The following is an 18521-nucleotide window of genomic DNA, read 5'->3' on the forward strand; positions in this document are numbered from 1 at the left end:
TTTTTTGAGATCCTTCGCGTTCTACAACTTTACCCTTAGATCGTATTATAAAGCTCAGGATGACAACCTATATAAATCGATTTCGGACTATCTCTTGTATCTACGCTCTGCGTTGATACGGTTTTGACGGCTTCAAATATCAACTTAAAAATTAGAAAAGAAGAATGAGTGACTTTCGTATCGAAAAAGATTCCATGGGTGAAGTTAAAGTACCAAAAGATGCTTTATACGGAGCTCAAACCCAGCGGGCCCACGATAATTTTCCGGTAAGCGGCATCAAATTCAGCCGTGAATTTATTGAGGCGCTTGGCTACGTGAAGAAATCAGCGGCAGCCGTAAATGCGGAATTGGGACTGATCGATGAGAAAGTTGCCACAGCTATTCAGGCGGCTGCTCAGGAAGTGATCGACGGAATGCACGACAAAGATTTCGTGATCGATATTTTTCAAACGGGTTCCGGGACCTCCACCAACATGAATGCAAACGAAGTGATCGCTCATCGGGCTAACGAGTTAAAGAAAAATCTGGATGTAAATATCCATCCCAACGACCACATAAATTTTGGGCAAAGCTCCAATGATGTAATTCCAACAACCATTCGGGTAGCGGCGGTAAAAGCAGTTACAAATAATCTCATTCCGGCGCTTAAACATCTTCAAGAAACTTTCCTCGAAAAAGGGAAGGAATATGCCGATGTCGTGAAAACGGGCCGTACCCACTTAATGGATGCCATGCCCGTAACCATCGAGCAGGAATTCAGCGGCTACGCCCGACAGGTTGAATTGGGAATCAAACGCGTGGAATCGGCGCTGGAACGCGTGAGTGAACTTCCCCAAGGTGGAACTGCAGTTGGGACCGGGATCAACACGCATAAAGATTTCGGAAAGAAATTTGCGGCTACGATCTCTGAATTGACGGGGGAAAAATTCACCGAAGCTGAAAATCACTTTGAAGCACAGGCAACCGTGGATGCGCCCGTTGAACTCAGCGGTCAGCTCAAAACCATCGCAGTTGGGTTAATGAAAATCGGAAACGACCTGCGATGGATGAATTCCGGGCCAAACAGCGGAATCGGAGAGGTGGAACTTGCGGCATTGCAACCCGGTTCTTCTATCATGCCCGGAAAAGTGAACCCGGTGATCGAAGAATCGCTGACCATGGTTTGCGCACAGGTTATTGGAAATGATGCTGCGATCACCATTGGTGGCCAGGCCGGAAATTTTGAATTGAACGTGATGCTGCCAGTGGTGGCGCACAACTTGTTGGAATCTATCCAAATTCTGGCGAATGCGGCCCGCAATCTTGCTGACAGGTCCGTATCCCGATTGAAAGTTAAGAAAGAAGCCATTGCCGATATGGTTGGACGAAACCCGATCCTTGTAACTGCGTTGAACCCGATCATCGGTTATGATCTTGCAGCAAAAATCGCCAAGAAGGCTTTTGCCGAAGGACGTCCGCTGAAAGAAGTGGCTAAAGAAATGACCGATCTGTCTGATGAGGAACTTGATAAGGCTCTTGACCCTATCAAGATGACAAAAGGCGGTTTTACTGAATGATAAGATTCTGAATTTGGAGGCTCAAAAAAGTCTCTTAAGTTGTCATCCTAAGCGCTTAGAACATTATATAGGTATCAATTGTTTGATGCGAAGGATCTCAAGTTTTGTACTAGCTCAGTTTTTGATTTAGTCTTTGAGACTCTTCGCGATCATTAATTTTATCAAAAAAAGGCACCTTGGCGCTCAGAGTAACAACAAATTTAATGACTGAAATCCAAGCTCAGAATTAATACAAATTTAACGGAAAAAGAACGATAGAACCGGTGGAGACTGTTTCATAAAAAAGCGCTTTTCCGTATACTATCGCCCCTTTTGGAAGGGCGCCGATCTAAATTATCAGAACAACAATCACATAATGGCTCAAGTAAAAGAAAAGACGACAAAATCCAGGTTTACCGCTGCTCAGAAAAAAGAAATTCTTGCTGATTTCAAATTGGGTTGGGTAAGCCGGCATATGTCGTTGATCGGTAGGAAAGAAGTACTAACCGGGAAAGCCAAATTTGGGATTTTTGGAGATGGTAAGGAGATCCCACAAATTGCGATGGCCAAACAATTTCAGGAGGGGGATTTCCGCTCCGGGTATTATCGGGATCAAACATTTATGTTGGCGATTGGTCATGTGACACCACAGCAACTTTTTGCACAATTGTATGCCCATGCCGATGTAGAAGCAGATCCAAGTTCTGCCGGACGACAAATGAATTCCCATTTTGCCACTCGTTTGATCGATGAAGATGGAAACTGGATCGATCAAACAAAATCAAAAAATACCTCTTCCGATATTTCGCCTACGGCGGGACAAATGGCCCGACTTTTAGGGTTGGCACAGGCGTCCAAAGTGTACCGAAATGAGAAAGCGCTAAACGGCAAAGAATGGAAAAAGTTCTCCAATAAAGGAAATGAGATCGCTTTTGGAACCATTGGTGATGCAAGTACTTCGGAAGGTATTTTTTGGGAGACTATAAATGCCGGCGGTGTGTTGCAGGTTCCCATGGTAGTTTCGGTTTGGGATGATGGATATGGCATTTCCGTTTCCAAAAAATATCAGACTACCAAAGAGAGCATTTCTGAAATTCTGAAAGGATTTCAGCGAACCGAAGAGCAAGATGGCTACGAAATTCTTACGGTGAAAGCCTGGGATTATCAGTCGCTGTTGGATACTTATGAAAAGGCGGCTAAGATCGCGCGCGAAGAGCATGTTCCTGTATTGGTGCATGTGCAGGAAGTAACGCAGCCACAGGGACACTCAACCTCCGGTTCACACGAACGCTACAAGTCCGAAGAGCGATTGAAATGGGAAGAAGAATATTGCTGCCTCGAACGACTTCGCCAATGGATCCTGGATAACAAGATCGCTACTAAAAAGAAATTAGATGAGCTTCAAAAAGAAGCTCAGGATGAAGTGAATGAAGCCAAGAAGACAGCCTGGAAAGCGTTCATGGAGCCTATCAAAAAGGAGAAATCTGAGGTTCTTGAACTGCTTGGAAAACTTCAGAACGAGTCGGGCAATGAGAAAGTGAGCGAGTATGCGAAGAAGTTGAAGAACTATCCAACGGCTATCCGGAAAGATATTTTGTCTGCTGCACGAAAGTCACTTGCCGCTACGGTTGGTTCAAATGGTTCAGCCCGGGAAGCATTAGCCGATTGGGTAAGAAAATCTCAGGAAGAAAATTACGAACGATACAGTTCGCATCTCTACAGTGAAACGGAAAAATCTCCGTTGAATGTGGAGGAGGTCAAGCCGGAGTATCCTGACGAGCCAAAACGAGTTGATGGCCGTTTGGTGATCCGCGATAACTTCGAAAAACTATTTGAGAAGTACCCCAACACGCTGGTTTTTGGGGAAGATTCCGGAAAGCTCGGAGATGTAAATAAAGGCCTCGAAGGCATGCAGGATATATTTGGTGAAACCCGGGTTAGCGACACCGGAATCCGTGAGGCAACCATTTTGGGACAGGGAATTGGGATGGCGATTCGCGGGCTTCGCCCAATTGCAGAGATCCAGTATTTGGATTATTTACTCTATTGTTTCCAGGGTATTTCGGATGATCTTGCTACGCTGAGATACAGAACCAAAGGAGGTCAGGCTGCGCCCTTGATCGTGCGTACCCGCGGACATCGTTTAGAAGGAATCTGGCACTCCGGATCGCCCATGGGAATGATCGTGAACGGAGCTCGTGGTGTTCACTTATGTGTTCCAAGAAATCTGACCGAAGCAGCCGGATTCTACAACACATTGCTTCAGGGAGATGATCCTGCCATTATTGTAGAACCGCTGAATGGATATCGTCTGAAAGAAGAATTACCAACGAATTTAGGCGAATTTACGACACCACTTGGAAAGCCTGAAATCGTAAAAGAAGGATCTGATATCACGGTGGTTTCATACGGTTCAACCTTTAACATTGTAGAAGCCCTGATTCCTCAGCTTGAAGAAGCCGGAATTTCCATGGAGCTTATTGACGTGCGAACCTTGATGCCTTTTGACCTGGATCATAAAATCGGTCAGTCTCTCAGCAAAACAAATAGATTGCTTATCGTAGATGAAGATGTTCCGGGTGGAGCTTCGGCGTATATCCTTCACAAGATCCTGGAGGAGCAGGATGGCTACTTCAATCTCGATTCTGAACCTAAATGCCTGACAGCCAAAGATCATCGTCCCGCTTATGCTTCAGATGGAGATTACTTCAGCAAACCCAACGCTGAGGATATTTTTGAAGCTATTTATGGCATAATGAGCGAAGCAGATCCGGAGCGCTTTCCAGCGATTTATTAGAAAAAGCTTTCAGTTATAAGATTTCAGTTCTCAGCTTAAAGAAACTGAAAGCTGAAGTCTGACGGCTGACAGCTTAACACATCACCACGGCAGGTTATCCAAATCCACATTACCGCCGGTGATGATGATTCCTACTTTTTTGCCTTTCACATCTACTTTTCCATCAAAAACGGCGGCAACCGGAACGGCGCAGGACGCTTCGATGATCATATTCAAACGCTCCCACACAAAGCGCATGGCTTCAATTATGGACTCTTCGGAAACCGTAACGATATCATCCACATGTTGAGTGATGATGGAAAAGGGAAGCTTACCGAGAGAAGTTCGGAGTCCGTCTGCGATGGTATCGGGATTCTTAACAGGGATCAATTCGTTGGCTTTGAAAGAGCGATAGGCATCATCGGCATTTTTGGGTTCTGCTCCGATCACCACAATATCCGACTTGATGGATTTGGCGGCTAAGGCAGTTCCGCTCAACAAGCCGCCGCCACCCACCGGTGTCATGATAATATCGAGGTCGGGATGATCTTCCAGCAGTTCCAAAGCTGCGGTTCCCTGTCCGGCTATGATGCGGGGATCATCGTAGGGGTGAATGAACGTGGCACCGGTTTGTTCTACTACTTTTTCCAGGGTAGATTCCCGGGCATCCAGTGTGGATTCGCAAAAAGTGATTTCTGCTCCGTAATTTTTGACAGCTTTCACTTTTACTTTCGGCGCATTTTCCGGCATCACAATGTAAGCGGGAATACCCTTCATCTTTGCAGCCAAAGCCACGGCCTGCGCATGATTTCCGGAGGAATGTGTAGCGACCCCTTTGGCCGCTTCTTCATCACTCAAAGAAAAAATGGCGTTGGTCGCTCCCCGAAATTTGAAAGCGCCTACTTTCTGAAAGTTTTCACACTTAAAGAAGATCTGTCCGCCTGTTTTTTGATCCACTTGCTTGCTGCTTAAAACCGCAGTTCGGTGGGCATGAGCCGAGATCAACTGATGCGCATTACGAATATCTTCAATGGTTGGGAGGGTAGGTTTTTGTGTCATACTCGAATTTGTGTTGTTGATTTCAACATTTCTTTGGCCGAGAAGTCATATAGCACAAAGCATCTCAAAGAAATTAGTGAATCTTTGTGCCTTTATAGCCATTCTAATTATTTATCGAATTACATCTTTCATTCCACTTAGAAGCGATTTCCACCAATAGGCAAAAATGGATTTATTTTTCTCGCGTTCAAAATCAATCTGACCTGTTTCCGCATCCTCGCCGGTGTTGTTGGATTTGATGGCAAAGGTATTGGCCACAAAGGTTTTAACGCGCTGTTTTAAGCCATTCTTTTCCGGATTTTCATCATTTAAAAATTTCACTTTCAGATCACGATATTCTATCAAAACTTCTCCTGTTGCCGAATCCGAATTTAAGGTCATCTCTGTTTCCATTCCTTCTACAAAACCATCTTTCAGTTCTATAAAACCAACGTTGCGAAGCATGCCACTTACTTCTTTGGGATCGATACTTTCTAACTGTGCTTTTACCGTATGCGTATTGGTCATGTCGTACAAAGGGTATTCTACCTGAACTGAAAGCGGACTGCTGTTCATGAAAAGTGTCTCCACATCCCAGCGAAATACAGCTTCATTGAACTTGGGATGTTGCATGGTTTTGAAGTCCGTTAAAGTAGCGGAAAGTTCGTTAAATGATATTGAACCGGTAGAATCGGAGGGAGGTTTATGTTCTTCGTAGATGATATCGCTGTTGGAAACTAAAATAGTTTCAATACCTAAAGAAAAATCTGTGGCACTTGCCAATTCGTAGAATAAAGGCTTCACGGATTCTTCTTCCGGCCGCGGAATTTGCTTATTGCGGAATACTTCCATCCAGGCATTTTTGAGTTGAAGCGTATCGACATCAAAACGATTGTTAATAAGCGAATCAAGGTCAAATCCAAGCAGTTCAATTTCGGGAATTTCAAGTTGAATACGATCAAGCTGATGGCCGTGTTCTTGTGAGAATTTGTATTTAGGAAGGGTTGGAGTAAAATTAAGATTCGAAATTTGAGCAGATTGAGCAGCCTTATCAAAACTGAAGTCTCCGATGTTCATTTCGTAAAAGGTATCATAAAGTGGCCATTTTATGCCTGAACCTTTCACAGAAAGTCCATCCAGGAAAAGAATTTTGGATTGACTCAGCAATTGCTGAAGATTTACCTCCGTTGCTTCGAGCGAGATATCATCAATGCTCAGAAGTTCGCGCTCGGAACCTTCTTCAATTAAGATACCACGGCCGTTTTTTAGGGTGAAGTTGAAGTTATCCAGAGAATCCAGTGCAGCAGTTTGGGATGAATTATTACTGAGCTGGTTGGCTTGAAAGGAATAATCTTGCGGTACAACTATTTCTACTTGTGGGCTGATCACTTCAATCTGTGAAAAATCAGGCACCGGCTGACTCCACCAGCTCAACCACCGGATGCCGTTGATGGAAACCGATGCGGCAGAAATAGATCTAAGTTTGGAATTCACGTTCGGTTCAACCCGCATGGAGTCAATGGTAACTGTGCGCGTCAAAAACCCAAGGTCGATATCAGAAATGGAGATCGAATATTGATGATCGGTTTGGGTTTCAAATTCGCTGACGAGTTCTTGCTGGAGGGTATCGGAATAAAAATAGGAAATGAAAATGGATGTTAATCCTGCCAGCAAAAGCAGACAAATGATTCCAATGAACAGTACTTTAAAGGCTTTCTTCATATCTCAAAATTGAGATAAATGAGGAAAAAGCAAAGAACTTTATTCTTACTAAAATTGCCCTATTTTCCGACAACATTTTGAATCCAAATCTCATGATGCTTATGAAATCTACAGTTACCACGTTGTTGCTCTTTGTGTTGATGACCTTCAACCTGATGGCGCAAGAAGAGGCTTTTGATCGTTTTCAATTTCATCCCGAACTAAACTATGCTGAGAATATCACTTCACCGGAAGAATTTCTTGGGTATGAAATGGGGAGGGAGTACACCTTTCACTATCAGGTAATGAATTATTTTAAGAATCTGGATGAAGAATCGGACAGGCTTTCTTTTCATAAATATGCCACTACTTATGAAGGACGTGATCTGTACTATGCCGTGATCTCATCTGAAGAGAATATGGCGAATATCGAGGAAATCAGAGCGAACAATGTTAAGCTTGCCAATGATCCGGAGAATAGTACGATTGCGGAAAAACCGGTTGTGGTTTGGATGAGTTACAATGTACATGGTAATGAAGCTTCCAGCAGTGAAGCGGCTATGCAAACGGCTTACCGACTGGTGGCAGCTGAAGATGCGGAAACTCAAAACTGGCTGGAGAATGCGGTGGTCATCATTGACCCTATGATTAACCCTGACGGGCGTGACCGTTATGTGTACTGGTATAAATCGTCCCGCGCTAATATTTTGAATACCGATGCCAATGATCTGGAGCATGACGAGATCTGGCCGGGTGGAAGAACGAATCACTATTGGTTTGACCTGAACCGTGATTGGGTTTGGCTGGTGCATCCTGAATCGAAGGGGCGTGTTGCGGCTTATCAGAGTTGGATGCCTCAGGTACATATGGATTTCCATGAGCAAGGCTTCAATAACAATTATTTTGTGATGCCCGGTACCACTCCCCGAAACAAAGAACTACCGGATAATTATGAAGGTTGGTCAGATTCGTTTGGAAGAGGTGTAATTGAAGAATTTGATGAAGCGGGAGTGAATTACGCAACCCGGGAAGCATTTGATTTCTTTTATCCGGGATATGGTTCATCCTATCCAAGTGTGATGGGTGGTATTGGTATGCTGGCCGAACAGGGGGGACACAGCAGAGGCGGACGTGCCGTGGAAACCGATGATGGCTATATCCTGACCTTAAGGCAACGCATTTTCGATCACTATACAAATGGTGTTTCTATTGTAAAGACGGCAGTGAAGAATCGGGAGGGCTTACTGGAATATTTCCGTAATGCCGTTTCACAATCAACACAAAAAGGAAATACTGAGGCTTACATTCTGCCAAATAATGAAAATGACTACACTTATCAGGTCCTCAATATGCTGATGAAGCACAATGTTCAGATCGAACGGGCTACGGAGGATTTCAGTCAGCGTAACAGTTACAGCTACTGGGATGGAAATTCTTCAACCCGCAATTTTAAAGCGGGTGATTTTATCATCAAAACGGATCAGCCTAAACATTTATTTATCAATACGTTGTTCAGGCGACAAATGGAGATCGAGGATTCGGTGATGTACGATATGGCAACCTGGACCATTCCTCTGGCATATAACCTGGATGCTTCCTGGACCACCCGTGGTATCAGCGTTTCTACAGAAAGTGTTATGGAAGAATTAGCTTACCCATCCGATGTAGAAAATTCAGGGGCAAAGTATGCCTATGTGATCGATTGGAAGCAACGAAATGCCCCTAAAGCACTTGCTAAATTGTGGGAGATGGGATACAAAGTTCGAAGTGCCGGCCGATCGTTTACCTATCAGGGAAAAACTTATACGGAAGGAAGTCTGATCGTGCTGGTGGGTAGGAATTATGAAAAACGAACCCAGATCCAGTCTGACATGCGTAAACTGGCTGAGGAAGCAACCGTGGTGATTGAGGGCTTTAATACCGGACGAATGGATGCCGGTATGGACTTAGCCTCGGGAGACAGTCAGCCTGTTAAGAAACCCAAGGTTGCATTGATGATCGATTCACCGTTCAGTTCCTACACTGCCGGACAACTATGGTTCTTATTCGATCAATGGACTGAGTTTGGCATTGATCGTATTCGGGCAGAAAGTTTCAATCGCATCGATCTTGCCGAATATGATGTACTTTTGATGCCAGGTTCGTGGGGTGGTTTGAATGGAGTGTGGAGTGAATCTCAAATTGAAGCGCTCAAGAACTGGGTCAGAAACGGCGGTGTGCTGATAGGAACTGAAGGCAGCGGTTCATGGCTTACTAAAGAGGGTTCCGGTTTTACGGGTGTTGAACTTTTTGAAGAAGAGGAGGAAGATTCCACTGAGATAGATGAAAAGGCCTATACCAAATATGCGGATCGAGAGGATGTGTTTGGTTTGGACCGTATTCCCGGTTCGGCCTTCAAAGCCCGAATTGATAATACCCATCCACTGGCTTTTGGTCTGCCTGAAACCTTGTATTCACTAAAGTTTGGCGATGATGGCTTGGTACCTTCAACAGATTTCCAAACTGTGGGCTATTATGTCAAGGAGGGAGAAGTCTTGGCATCCGGGTATGCTTCAGAAGAAAACCGGGATAAATCAAAAGGAATGGCGTTTGCAGCTGTTGAAAATATGGGAAGTGGAAAAGTAGTTTTCTTATTGGATAACACACAGTATCGCATGTTTTGGGTAGGACCAAGCCGAATGATCCAGAATGCAGTAATGCTTCTTCCCGGATTTTAAAAACAGAAGGAGCTCTCTATTTAAAGACCGATCCAATAAATTTGGATCGGTTTTTTTATTCACCAAAATTAAACGAATCCTGTTTTTTTGATGCAAATATGAAATTTTGAGTAAGGGATGTTGCATTGGCAGCTGTCTTTATTAAAACGGCCTTAACCAAATGAAGACCATTAATGCGCATCTTTACCATCGGATTTATCCTGTGCGTTACAGCATGGGGAGAAGAATGCTTTTCACAATCAATACAGGATATTTATCGGCTTTCTGAGGAAATCCGGCTGGATGGAATTCTAAATGAACAGGCCTGGCAGGAGATCACTCCTTATCCTATGACGCAGTATGAACCGGTTTTTAAAGGAGACCTGAGTGAACGAACTGAAATTATGGTGGCTTACGATGATGAATACTTCTATGTAGCCGGCCGGATGTTTACCGAAGATGTTAATACTATAGCCGCCAATAGTTTATACCGAGACCGTTATTCAGGGGATGATGTATTTGCGGTGATACTCGACCCATTCAATGACAATCAAAATGCCCTCCGCTTTTTTACTACACCTGCGGGAGTCAGATTTGATCAGTCAATATCGAATGATGCAAATGACATTGCTGGTTCTGATGCGGTGAATGGCAGCTGGAATACCTTTTGGGATGTGGCTACCTCTCAGGATGGAAATGGCTGGTATGCGGAAATAAGAATCCCTTTTTCAAGTATTGGATTTCAAAGTAGTGATGGAACCGCTGAAATGGGCCTGATCGTATACCGATGGCTCGCTCATCACAATGAACGCCATACCTATCCTGCAATTCCTCCAAACTGGGATCGTGGAGAAATAAAACCGTCTCAGGCGGCCGATATCAGGCTAAAAAATGTGGATGCCAGAAGGCCTGTTTATTTCACTCCTTATGCATTGGCGGGATATCAGCAGCAAAACCAATTGAATAATTCGGGAGATGCGTACGAATATGACAATGAGTTGATAAGAGATATCGGGTTTGATATCAAATATAATGTGACCAGTAATTTGACTTTAGACATTACCGCCAATACTGATTTCGCCCAGGTTGAAGCGGATGATCAGCAACTGAATCTTAGCAGGTTTTCCATCACATTTCCTGAAAAAAGACAGTTTTTTCAACAAAGATCAGGACTATTCGACTTCAATTTTGGAAATACAAGGTTATTCTACAGCCGAAGAATAGGGCTGGACGGGCAGGGCAATCAGGTACCAATCTATGGAGGTGCGAGACTGACCGGCCGGGTTGATGACTGGGATATTGGAGTATTGAATTTACAAACAGCCTCAAGTGAGAATTTACCGTCGGAAAACTTTGGGGTCATAAGAGTTAAAAAGAATGTTATGAATCCGGGTTCGTACGTAGGTGGTATCTTTACCAGCCGGGTGGGATCCAACGGAAATTCTAATGTTGTGTTGGGGCTGGATGGCGATTTCAACATCTTTCAGGATGATTTTATTGAGGTAAAAGTTAGTCAATCTATGGACAGTCAGGTGGGCCAGTCGAATCGCTTCAATTTTGTGGATAACAGTATTTTCCGTATAACCTGGCAGAGAAGAGCTTCAGTGGGGCTGTTCTATCGTTTTTTTGTGAACCGTACCGGAAGTGAATTTGATCCTGGGATAGGATTTTACAGAACCATCAACACTTCAGATTACTTTTATCGTGTTGGTTATGGTTGGCTGTCGGAGGAGAATTCGGCATTCAAATCTCATTCAGTGAATGTTGGGAGCTTTAATATCTTCGAAAATAGGTCGTTTGATCTGCGCAGCCGGTTTATTTCGATAGAATGGAATTCAGATCTCAAAAGCGGGGCTGGTTTTTCAATAAATACACGGTTCAATCAGGAGCACCTGTTGCCGTCAGAAGATTTCAGGCTTGTCAGACAAATCTACATTCCTGTTGACGATTACAATTTTTTTGAGAGTTCTTTCAGTTTCAACACTCCCGATAACAGACGCGTGCGAAACCGAATTACGCTTGAGTATGGGGAGTTATTCGACGGGAAAAGAATGCTAATGAAAATTGATCCCCGGTGGATCGTTAATATCCATCTTGAATTGGGCGGAAGCTATCAGATCACAAAGTTAGATTTTCCGGAGCGGGCCGGCCGAACATCTACAGATTACACGGTGCATTTGGGGCAGCTCAGGGCTCAGTTTGCTTTAAATAAAAAACTGTCCACCAGCGCTTTCATTCAATACAGTAACATTGATGAACTTATGGGGGTCAACATGAGGCTGAGATACAACTTCAGAGAAGGCCAGGATCTTTGGTTTGTATATAATGAGGCCATCAACACCATGAGGGACCAAATGGGGCTTGGACTCCCAAGGTTACCCGTTATGCAAAACCGAGCCATTTTGCTGAAATACACCCATACTTTTGATATGTAGGAATCGGTTGCATCAATGGACACTCGCCCGATAGCAGGATCAAGAACTGCTATTGAAATTGAGCACTGTATCCACTCAAAATGAGTTTATTACCAATCCAAACCGGGTTGAGTGATCTCATAGTTATTTTCAGCTTTAGCAGCTTTTACCATATCTGCTACATCTTGTAAAAGCTGTTTGGCATCGTACACAATACCATCTTTGATAGTGTATCGAACGCCTCCTTTGCGAATGGGCTCATTATTTTCGTTTACATAAATGGCTCCGGTTCCGTATAGAACTTTCAGGTTTTCCATGGGATTAGCATTCACGATCACCATGTCGGCCAATTTACCAACTTCGATGGTTCCTAACTGATCATCTACTCCAAGAACCTCGGCACCTTTTAGAGAAGCTGACTGGAAAATTTCCAGAGGATGAAACCCTGCTTCTCGCATCATTTCCATTTCCTGGATGTATCCAAAACCATAGAGTTTGTAGATATAACCGGCATCAGAACCAAGCGTAACGCGGCCGCCTTTGTTCTTATATTCATTCACAAATTGCATCCAGATTCTAAAATTCTCTTTCCAGGCAATCTCCTGCTCGGTTCCCCATTCCAGCCAGTAAGAACCATGCGATCTTTTGCTTGGTTTGTAGAATTCCCAGAGTGAAGGGAGGGTATATTTTTCATGCCATTCGGCCCGGCGTTGAGCACTTAGGTTACGATTCGCTTCGTAAATGGTAAATGTGGGATTGAGGGTAAAATCCAGCTCGATCATCTCATCCATCACAGAATTCCATTTGTCAGAACCCGGGGCCGCAGCTTGTTTCCAAAGTTTACCGGCTTCTTCAAACCGATGCTGCTCGTTATTGTAGTTGTAATCCAGAGGATAATCCTGAATGATCTTATCCTCGAACAGAGCTTCAGGAAGTCCATACCAGTGGGTAAGAGAAGTCAGTCCATAGCGGGCAGAATGCAGGGCGTTGTTATATACCACTCTGGTTTGAGCATGATGGGTCATGGTTCCAAGACCGCGTTTATTCGCCTCATCAATAGCTGCGCTGTAAACCTCCGGAGAAGCTCCAAAAAACTTAATTCCATCTGCTCCGGCCTCATCGATCATTTTAACCCATTCGCGGGCCTGTTTTGCCGTTGTGATTTCTTCATTTGCCCCCATGCCAAATCCGATCCACGCGGAGATCCGGGGAGCCGTGATCTCATTTTCCGAACTGCGTTGTTTATGTCTAAGAGTCCAATCCATTCCGTTGAAAGAACCGGGTTCACGAATGGAAGTAATGCCATGAGCAAGCCATAATTTGTAAACATATTCAGGAGTTGTTCCTTGTGCGCCGCCTCCGGTGTGAGCATGCATGTCAAAGAACCCCGGGAGTATAAACATGCCTTCAGCATTAATCACTTTTGTGTTTTCATCAGCTTCCGGTCGGCGGTTTTCGTTGATCGGTAATCCGGGATAACCAACCGTTTGGATAGAGGCAATTCGGTTTCCTTCTACTACAATATCCACAGGGCCGGTGGCAGGAGAGCCGGTTCCATCTATCAAATTAACCCCGCGAATAATAAGGCGTCCGTACGGGCCGTCACCTTCTGACCGGTTGGGAGCATCAGGCATCTGTGCAAAAACTGAAGCAGTTCCGGCAATAAAAAAAAGAAGTAGTAGCTTTAAGGATTTCATGATAAAAATTTGGTTGTTGTGAGGTGATTCCAATGTAATGGATTGCAATGATTGGCACCGTAAAATTTGGTTAGATAAGAAGCGCTCCTTCATGCTTCAGCAACCATTCTTTGCGTTCAGGTCCGCCCGCATAACCGGTGAGTTTTTGGTCTGAACCGATGACGCGGTGACAGGGGATTACAATGGCGATTGGGTTTTTACCATTTGCTCTTCCAACGGCTTGTGATGCTTTATCATCGCCGATCTTTTTGGCGATATCACCATACGATGTGGTAGAGCCTTTGGGAATTTTGAGGAGTTGTTGCCATACCCGTTGCTCAAATTCTGTTCCATCGGGAGCTAACTCGAGCTGGAAACTATCTCTGCTACCCTCGAAATATTCCCTAAGCTGGGTACGCGCTGATTCAGTATGACTATCAGGATCTTCAGGCCCATCAAAATCCATGAATTTAATTTCTGTTACTGCTGAACCATTAGACAAAATACGAAGGTAGCCAAGGGGGCTTTCATAGTAGCTTACGTAGGTCACTATTGATCAAATTCGTTGCTGTTTGCAGGTGAATATAGGTGAATTTGAGAACATCTTTTCAATGCTTTGCGTGGCAAAATTAACCTATGAAAACAAATGATTTACCGTTAAAAAAAATTTTTTAAAAAAAAGTGTAACAAAAGTAATGCTTTGTCCTCTTGTTACCAGCATGTAAGGTGAGATTAATGTTTATACCCTAAAACAAATAGTCAACTATACTCCTTATAGCTGAAACCTAAAGCAAGAACCCTGAGATGGAATACTCTCAGGGTTTTCTTTTTTTTTGTTGGTTGAAGTTAAGGTCCAAGTGGATAATATAATTTAGGTTAATAGGAGATATAGATTCCCGCCTTCGCGGGAATGACTATCTATCCAATAACATGTGGTAGATGTTATGGTAAACTTTCCAAATTACTCACTACCTCGTCATCGCCGTGCAGACTGGGATCTAAATCTCTTCAAAGTGAATATTCAGCTTACCAGCTTAATTATTCTAATCAAAAATAAATGCGATAGAGCAGGTTCGCATTGAATCCCGGTTCAGGGCGCAGGTCTTTAATACGGGAAAGATGATTGTAATATTCCTGATTCAGCACATTGTTGAAATTTAAAGCAAAGGTATGCAGGAATTTTCTTCCATCGATGCGGTATTGTGCGAAAGCATCAAGCAGTACGTAACCCTCAGTTGAGGTTTCGAATTCTCCTACCCGATCTTGTTCGGCCGCGAATCGAACTCTTGAGCCAATTTCTAAGCCATCGCTATTCAAATATTTGAAGGTGAAATTAGCTTTGAAGGGCGGGATTTGCGGAAGAGGCCGGGTATCGCTGTTGTAACCGGTGGTTTGTTGTTCACTTTCAGGAACCGTTCGTTCAGCAAGTGTATAACTTAGGGATCCCTCCGCTACAAAGTTGTTGAGGAACTGGACATCTGCCGAAAATTCGGTTCCATACAACACGGCTTCGGTTCCCACAAATTGATAATTGTTCAAGTCGGGCCGGCGGTTGTTGGGCTGCCCGGTATCGCGGGCATAGAGGTAATTGCTGAAGTCGTTATGAAATATAGCAAACTCAGCATTCGCCCGGTTTGATCGGTACCTGATAAACAATTCTTTGGCGAGCCCCCGCTCCGGATTAAGTTCCGGATTTCCGATCTCATAGGAATAGGAGGCAAGATGGGGGCCTTCTGAGTACAATTCTTCCAGGGAAGGAGCCCGGAATGAATGCAGCAAGCTGACCCCGGTTGAGATCCGGTTTGAGAAGGAATAAATGGCGGCAAATGAAGAAGCTAAAGCAGGGAAGGTTCTGCTGCGGATATTCCCGATTGGAGAGTCAGGTTCATCTTCAAGGGGTTGATTCAAAACCCAGTCAAAACGGATGCCACCTTCTAAATGAAGATCATTGAAATCAGCCTCTTCGATCAGGTAGGCAGCAAATTTATAACTGTTAGCATCCGGCGTGCCGGCTCCAATTACTCCATAATCTTCCAGTTCACCCCAAATTCCAAAAGAGCCTTTATCTATGAAGCCAAATGAATTATGTCGCGCTTTGATCTCGGCGTTTGTGGTTACAAGGCCAAATTGGGTTCCAAGTGATCCGTTTGATTCGATCTCTTTATGCGTATAGTTTTTGATCGAGAAATCACCTTCAATTACTTTTAGAAATTCCTTATTCAGGATCACTTCCGATTTGATGTCGTACTGAAATTTCTGCATTTCTATATCCACACCATTTGGGTGCCCCTGGGGATCAGGTGGAATTCCATAATGATTGAGATACGTACTGAAAGCTCCTCCCAAATATCCCCAATCCTGCACCCAGCTAAGTCCGATGGCATCGTTAGTTGAACGATATCCGGTGTTTTCAACCTCACCAAGCGGAGTAGAAATATTGGATGCGGTTCTTCCGTTCAGGTCAAAACTTAAAGCGAAATCTTTGATGGGAATGGTTACATCTAATGCAGCCGAGAGACCGGTATTCACCGTTTCGCCATTTATTGTTGCACTTCCGGTAATACGTGAAGGAACATTGGGTTCAATTTGATTTCGAACGACATTGATAACGCCTCCAATAGCATTTGAGCCGTAAGCAAGTGCGGCAGGTCCGCGGGCGATCTCTACTTCCTGTGCAGAAACCGGGTCAATGGTCACTGCATGGTCCGAGGATTGTGCCGACACATCGCCGGAGCGAATTCCATCTTGTAAGATCAGTACACGTTCATCGCCAAGGCCGCGAATTACGGGTCGGCCGGGAGCGCTACCCATGCTGCGTTCATCAAATCCTGCTAAATTAGAAAGGGTTTGGGAAAGCGTGCTGCCTAAGTTTCGCCGCAAATCAGAGCCGACTACTTTTTTTGAAGCATGTTCCAGGTTCGAACCTTCCAGATTTTCTTGCTGCCCCACCACATCAATAGCTTCAGAACCGGCTAAAGTAGAACGAAGTTGGATGTCTACCACTTCATCGGCTTCCTTGATCACAATTTCTTTGGTTTGCGTCAGGTATCCGATGCGGTGAATGGAAAGCGTAAAGTTTCCCGAAGGAACATTCCTGATTTCATAGCGGCCGTTTACATCGGCTACGGTGGTGCGGTTCAACTCCTCTATGTGAAGATAAGCGAAGGAGATGGGCTCTTCGGTTTCGGCATCTGTGATGGTGCCAGACAAGGTATAACTGTTATTAGCAAGAACGCTTCCCGAAAGGAAGGTTCCTGCCAAAAACAGTATAATTGAAATAAGGTATCTCATTATTTATTCAGCCGCTTCTACATGAACATGAATTGGCTGAGTTGTGAAGTCAGAATGGCCATTATGATCGAGCTTTAGCCTGAGATCTGTTACGCCGGCTGTATCAGCAGCGTGGAGATGAAAGCTCCATGCTCCATCTTCAGAGTGCTGCTCAAATTCAACTAAGCCCTCATCTTCAAATTCATAGGCCAGAGAATAGCCCTCATCTGCGTGAGGTTGAAATTCATCCCCATCTTCGGCTAAGAAATAAATGGTAATGAGGTCAGTTTCTTGACCGGGAGTAAGTTCGAATTCACCAGTTACAGAAGTTTCATTTGGCATCTGGGTTATAATACTCTGCCCATTCATTTTTAGGACAAAACCGGCAGGTTCTTCATGCTCATGATCATCTCCGGAAGTAGAATTTGAACATGCAGAAATCAATCCTGCAAAAATTAATAGTGTAAAAACAGTCTTTATATTCTTGAATAGAGTTATAGTATTCATAGCGATAAAATGATTTAAATAGATTATAAGGAGTAAGATTACCGGAAATGACCGGCTTAAGATGGGTACTATTTAAATCACAACCGGGGGAGCACGTCCAAAAACGTGAGGATAAGGTTGAGCAGAAAGATAAAGAGGAGCATAGTCCGCAATGGTATCGGGGAACCTGAAAAGTTCATCAAATTGAGGCTGTGCTTCGGCACCTGTTACTGCAATGATGCCTGAAACCGGACATACAACTTCATTTTGAACATAATGCTGCTCTTCGGCATGATGTAAGCACTCGAGTCCTGCGCTATGGTAGTGGAACATGGACAGCATGGTTCCAATCACAGCAACGAATAAAAATAAAGCTGGTATGTGGGTGCTAAATTTTTTCAAGTGTTTTTGTAATGATCTTTTAAGATGAACTTAATATCGAAAAAAAAAGGTTCTCTGTATAATGCCAAAAAACAATATTACACTATTTAAAGATTTTTATGCAGGAACTTGTTGAACTCGTTCAAAATTGGTTTTATGGTTTAAGTGAAAACTATGGTGTAAACCCCATCATATTCGGTAGCATTTATGTTGGTGCGATCCCGTTTTTTTCACTCAGCATTGCCTGGCTGGTGAATAACTACCGAAAAGAACAATCTATTGTGTTGCCGGCCGTGAGTGCGGTCATTTTCTTTATCTCAGCCTACCTGTATTTGATGATCGCCGGAGAGAACGTGCCATTTTGGGTATATGGGCTTGTTTTGTTGATGATAGCTTATGGAGCATGGTCTACCATCCAAAAGGTAAAATCCCGTATTCATCACAGAGAAGAAACAGATCAATAAATACGGGATGTAGGGATTTACTTTACAACTGTAAGCGCTTTTCCATCCTTTATAAATACTTCATAATGGTTTTGCATTATGGAT

General features: G+C 43.9%; 12 protein-coding genes. 5 read left to right on the forward strand and 7 right to left on the reverse strand.

All coding sequences use genetic code 11. The annotated features are described in order from the left end of the window. Window positions 1–164: 164 nt before the first annotated feature. Together B151_RS0100805 and B151_RS0100810 are read left to right on the forward strand one after the other, a co-directional pair. Window positions 165–1556, forward strand: coding sequence for a class II fumarate hydratase (locus B151_RS0100805; protein ID WP_020401682.1), 1392 nt, complete (start codon window positions 165–167; stop codon window positions 1554–1556). A 355-nt stretch (window positions 1557–1911) separates the two neighbouring features. Then, window positions 1912–4332, forward strand: coding sequence for an alpha-ketoacid dehydrogenase subunit alpha/beta (locus B151_RS0100810; RefSeq protein WP_020401683.1), 2421 nt, complete (start codon window positions 1912–1914; stop codon window positions 4330–4332). Between the two features lie 81 nt (window positions 4333–4413). Here the strand turns inward: B151_RS0100810 and B151_RS0100815 are convergent, their stop codons facing one another. Together B151_RS0100815 and B151_RS0100820 are read right to left on the reverse strand one after the other, a co-directional pair. Continuing rightward, on the reverse strand, window positions 4414–5370 hold the full coding sequence (locus B151_RS0100815; RefSeq protein WP_020401684.1) for a pyridoxal-phosphate dependent enzyme: 957 nt from the start codon (window positions 5368–5370) through the stop codon (window positions 4414–4416). 111 nt (window positions 5371–5481) lie between these two features. Beyond that, complete coding sequence (locus B151_RS0100820) at window positions 5482–7071, reverse strand: AsmA family protein (protein ID WP_020401685.1); 1590 nt, start codon at window positions 7069–7071, stop codon at window positions 5482–5484. A gap of 101 nt (window positions 7072–7172) precedes the next feature. Between B151_RS0100820 and B151_RS0100825 the strand changes: the two genes are divergently transcribed. Further along, window positions 7173–9767: a M14 family metallopeptidase gene (locus B151_RS0100825; RefSeq protein WP_157470629.1), complete on the forward strand. Its 2595-nt coding sequence runs from the start codon at window positions 7173–7175 to the stop codon at window positions 9765–9767. A 173-nt stretch (window positions 9768–9940) separates the two neighbouring features. Next, window positions 9941–12181 (forward strand): carbohydrate binding family 9 domain-containing protein, encoded by a 2241-nt coding sequence (locus B151_RS0100830; RefSeq protein ID WP_020401687.1) that lies wholly within the window; start codon window positions 9941–9943, stop codon window positions 12179–12181. 89 nt (window positions 12182–12270) lie between these two features. Here B151_RS0100830 and B151_RS0100835 read toward each other — a convergent pair whose 3' ends face one another. From B151_RS0100835 to B151_RS0100855, 5 genes are all read right to left on the reverse strand, one after another. Next, on the reverse strand, window positions 12271–13857 hold the full coding sequence (locus tag B151_RS0100835; RefSeq protein WP_020401688.1) for an amidohydrolase family protein: 1587 nt from the start codon (window positions 13855–13857) through the stop codon (window positions 12271–12273). A 70-nt stretch (window positions 13858–13927) separates the two neighbouring features. After that, the gene (locus B151_RS0100840; RefSeq protein WP_020401689.1) at window positions 13928–14386 is read right to left on the reverse strand and encodes a methylated-DNA--[protein]-cysteine S-methyltransferase; all 459 of its coding nucleotides are present in this window, start codon (window positions 14384–14386) and stop codon (window positions 13928–13930) included. A gap of 497 nt (window positions 14387–14883) precedes the next feature. Then, window positions 14884–17127 (reverse strand): TonB-dependent receptor, encoded by a 2244-nt coding sequence (locus B151_RS0100845; protein WP_020401690.1) that lies wholly within the window; start codon window positions 17125–17127, stop codon window positions 14884–14886. 3 nt (window positions 17128–17130) lie between these two features. Beyond that, complete coding sequence (locus tag B151_RS0100850) at window positions 17131–17613, reverse strand: hypothetical protein (RefSeq protein ID WP_020401691.1); 483 nt, start codon at window positions 17611–17613, stop codon at window positions 17131–17133. 72 nt (window positions 17614–17685) lie between these two features. Further along, window positions 17686–17994 carry a hypothetical protein gene (locus B151_RS0100855; RefSeq protein WP_020401692.1) on the reverse strand — a complete coding sequence of 103 codons (309 nt, stop codon included), beginning with the start codon at window positions 17992–17994 and terminating at the stop codon, window positions 17686–17688. 98 nt (window positions 17995–18092) lie between these two features. On the opposite strand from B151_RS0100855, the gene B151_RS0100860 reads away from it, so the two are divergent. Further along, on the forward strand, window positions 18093–18437 hold the full coding sequence (locus B151_RS0100860) for a hypothetical protein (RefSeq protein ID WP_020401693.1): 345 nt from the start codon (window positions 18093–18095) through the stop codon (window positions 18435–18437). The last annotated feature ends 84 nt before the right edge of the window (window positions 18438–18521 follow it).

The sequence above is a fragment of the Gracilimonas tropica DSM 19535 genome (assembly GCF_000375425.1).
Taxonomy (GTDB): Bacteria; Bacteroidota; Rhodothermia; order Balneolales; family Balneolaceae; genus Gracilimonas; species Gracilimonas tropica.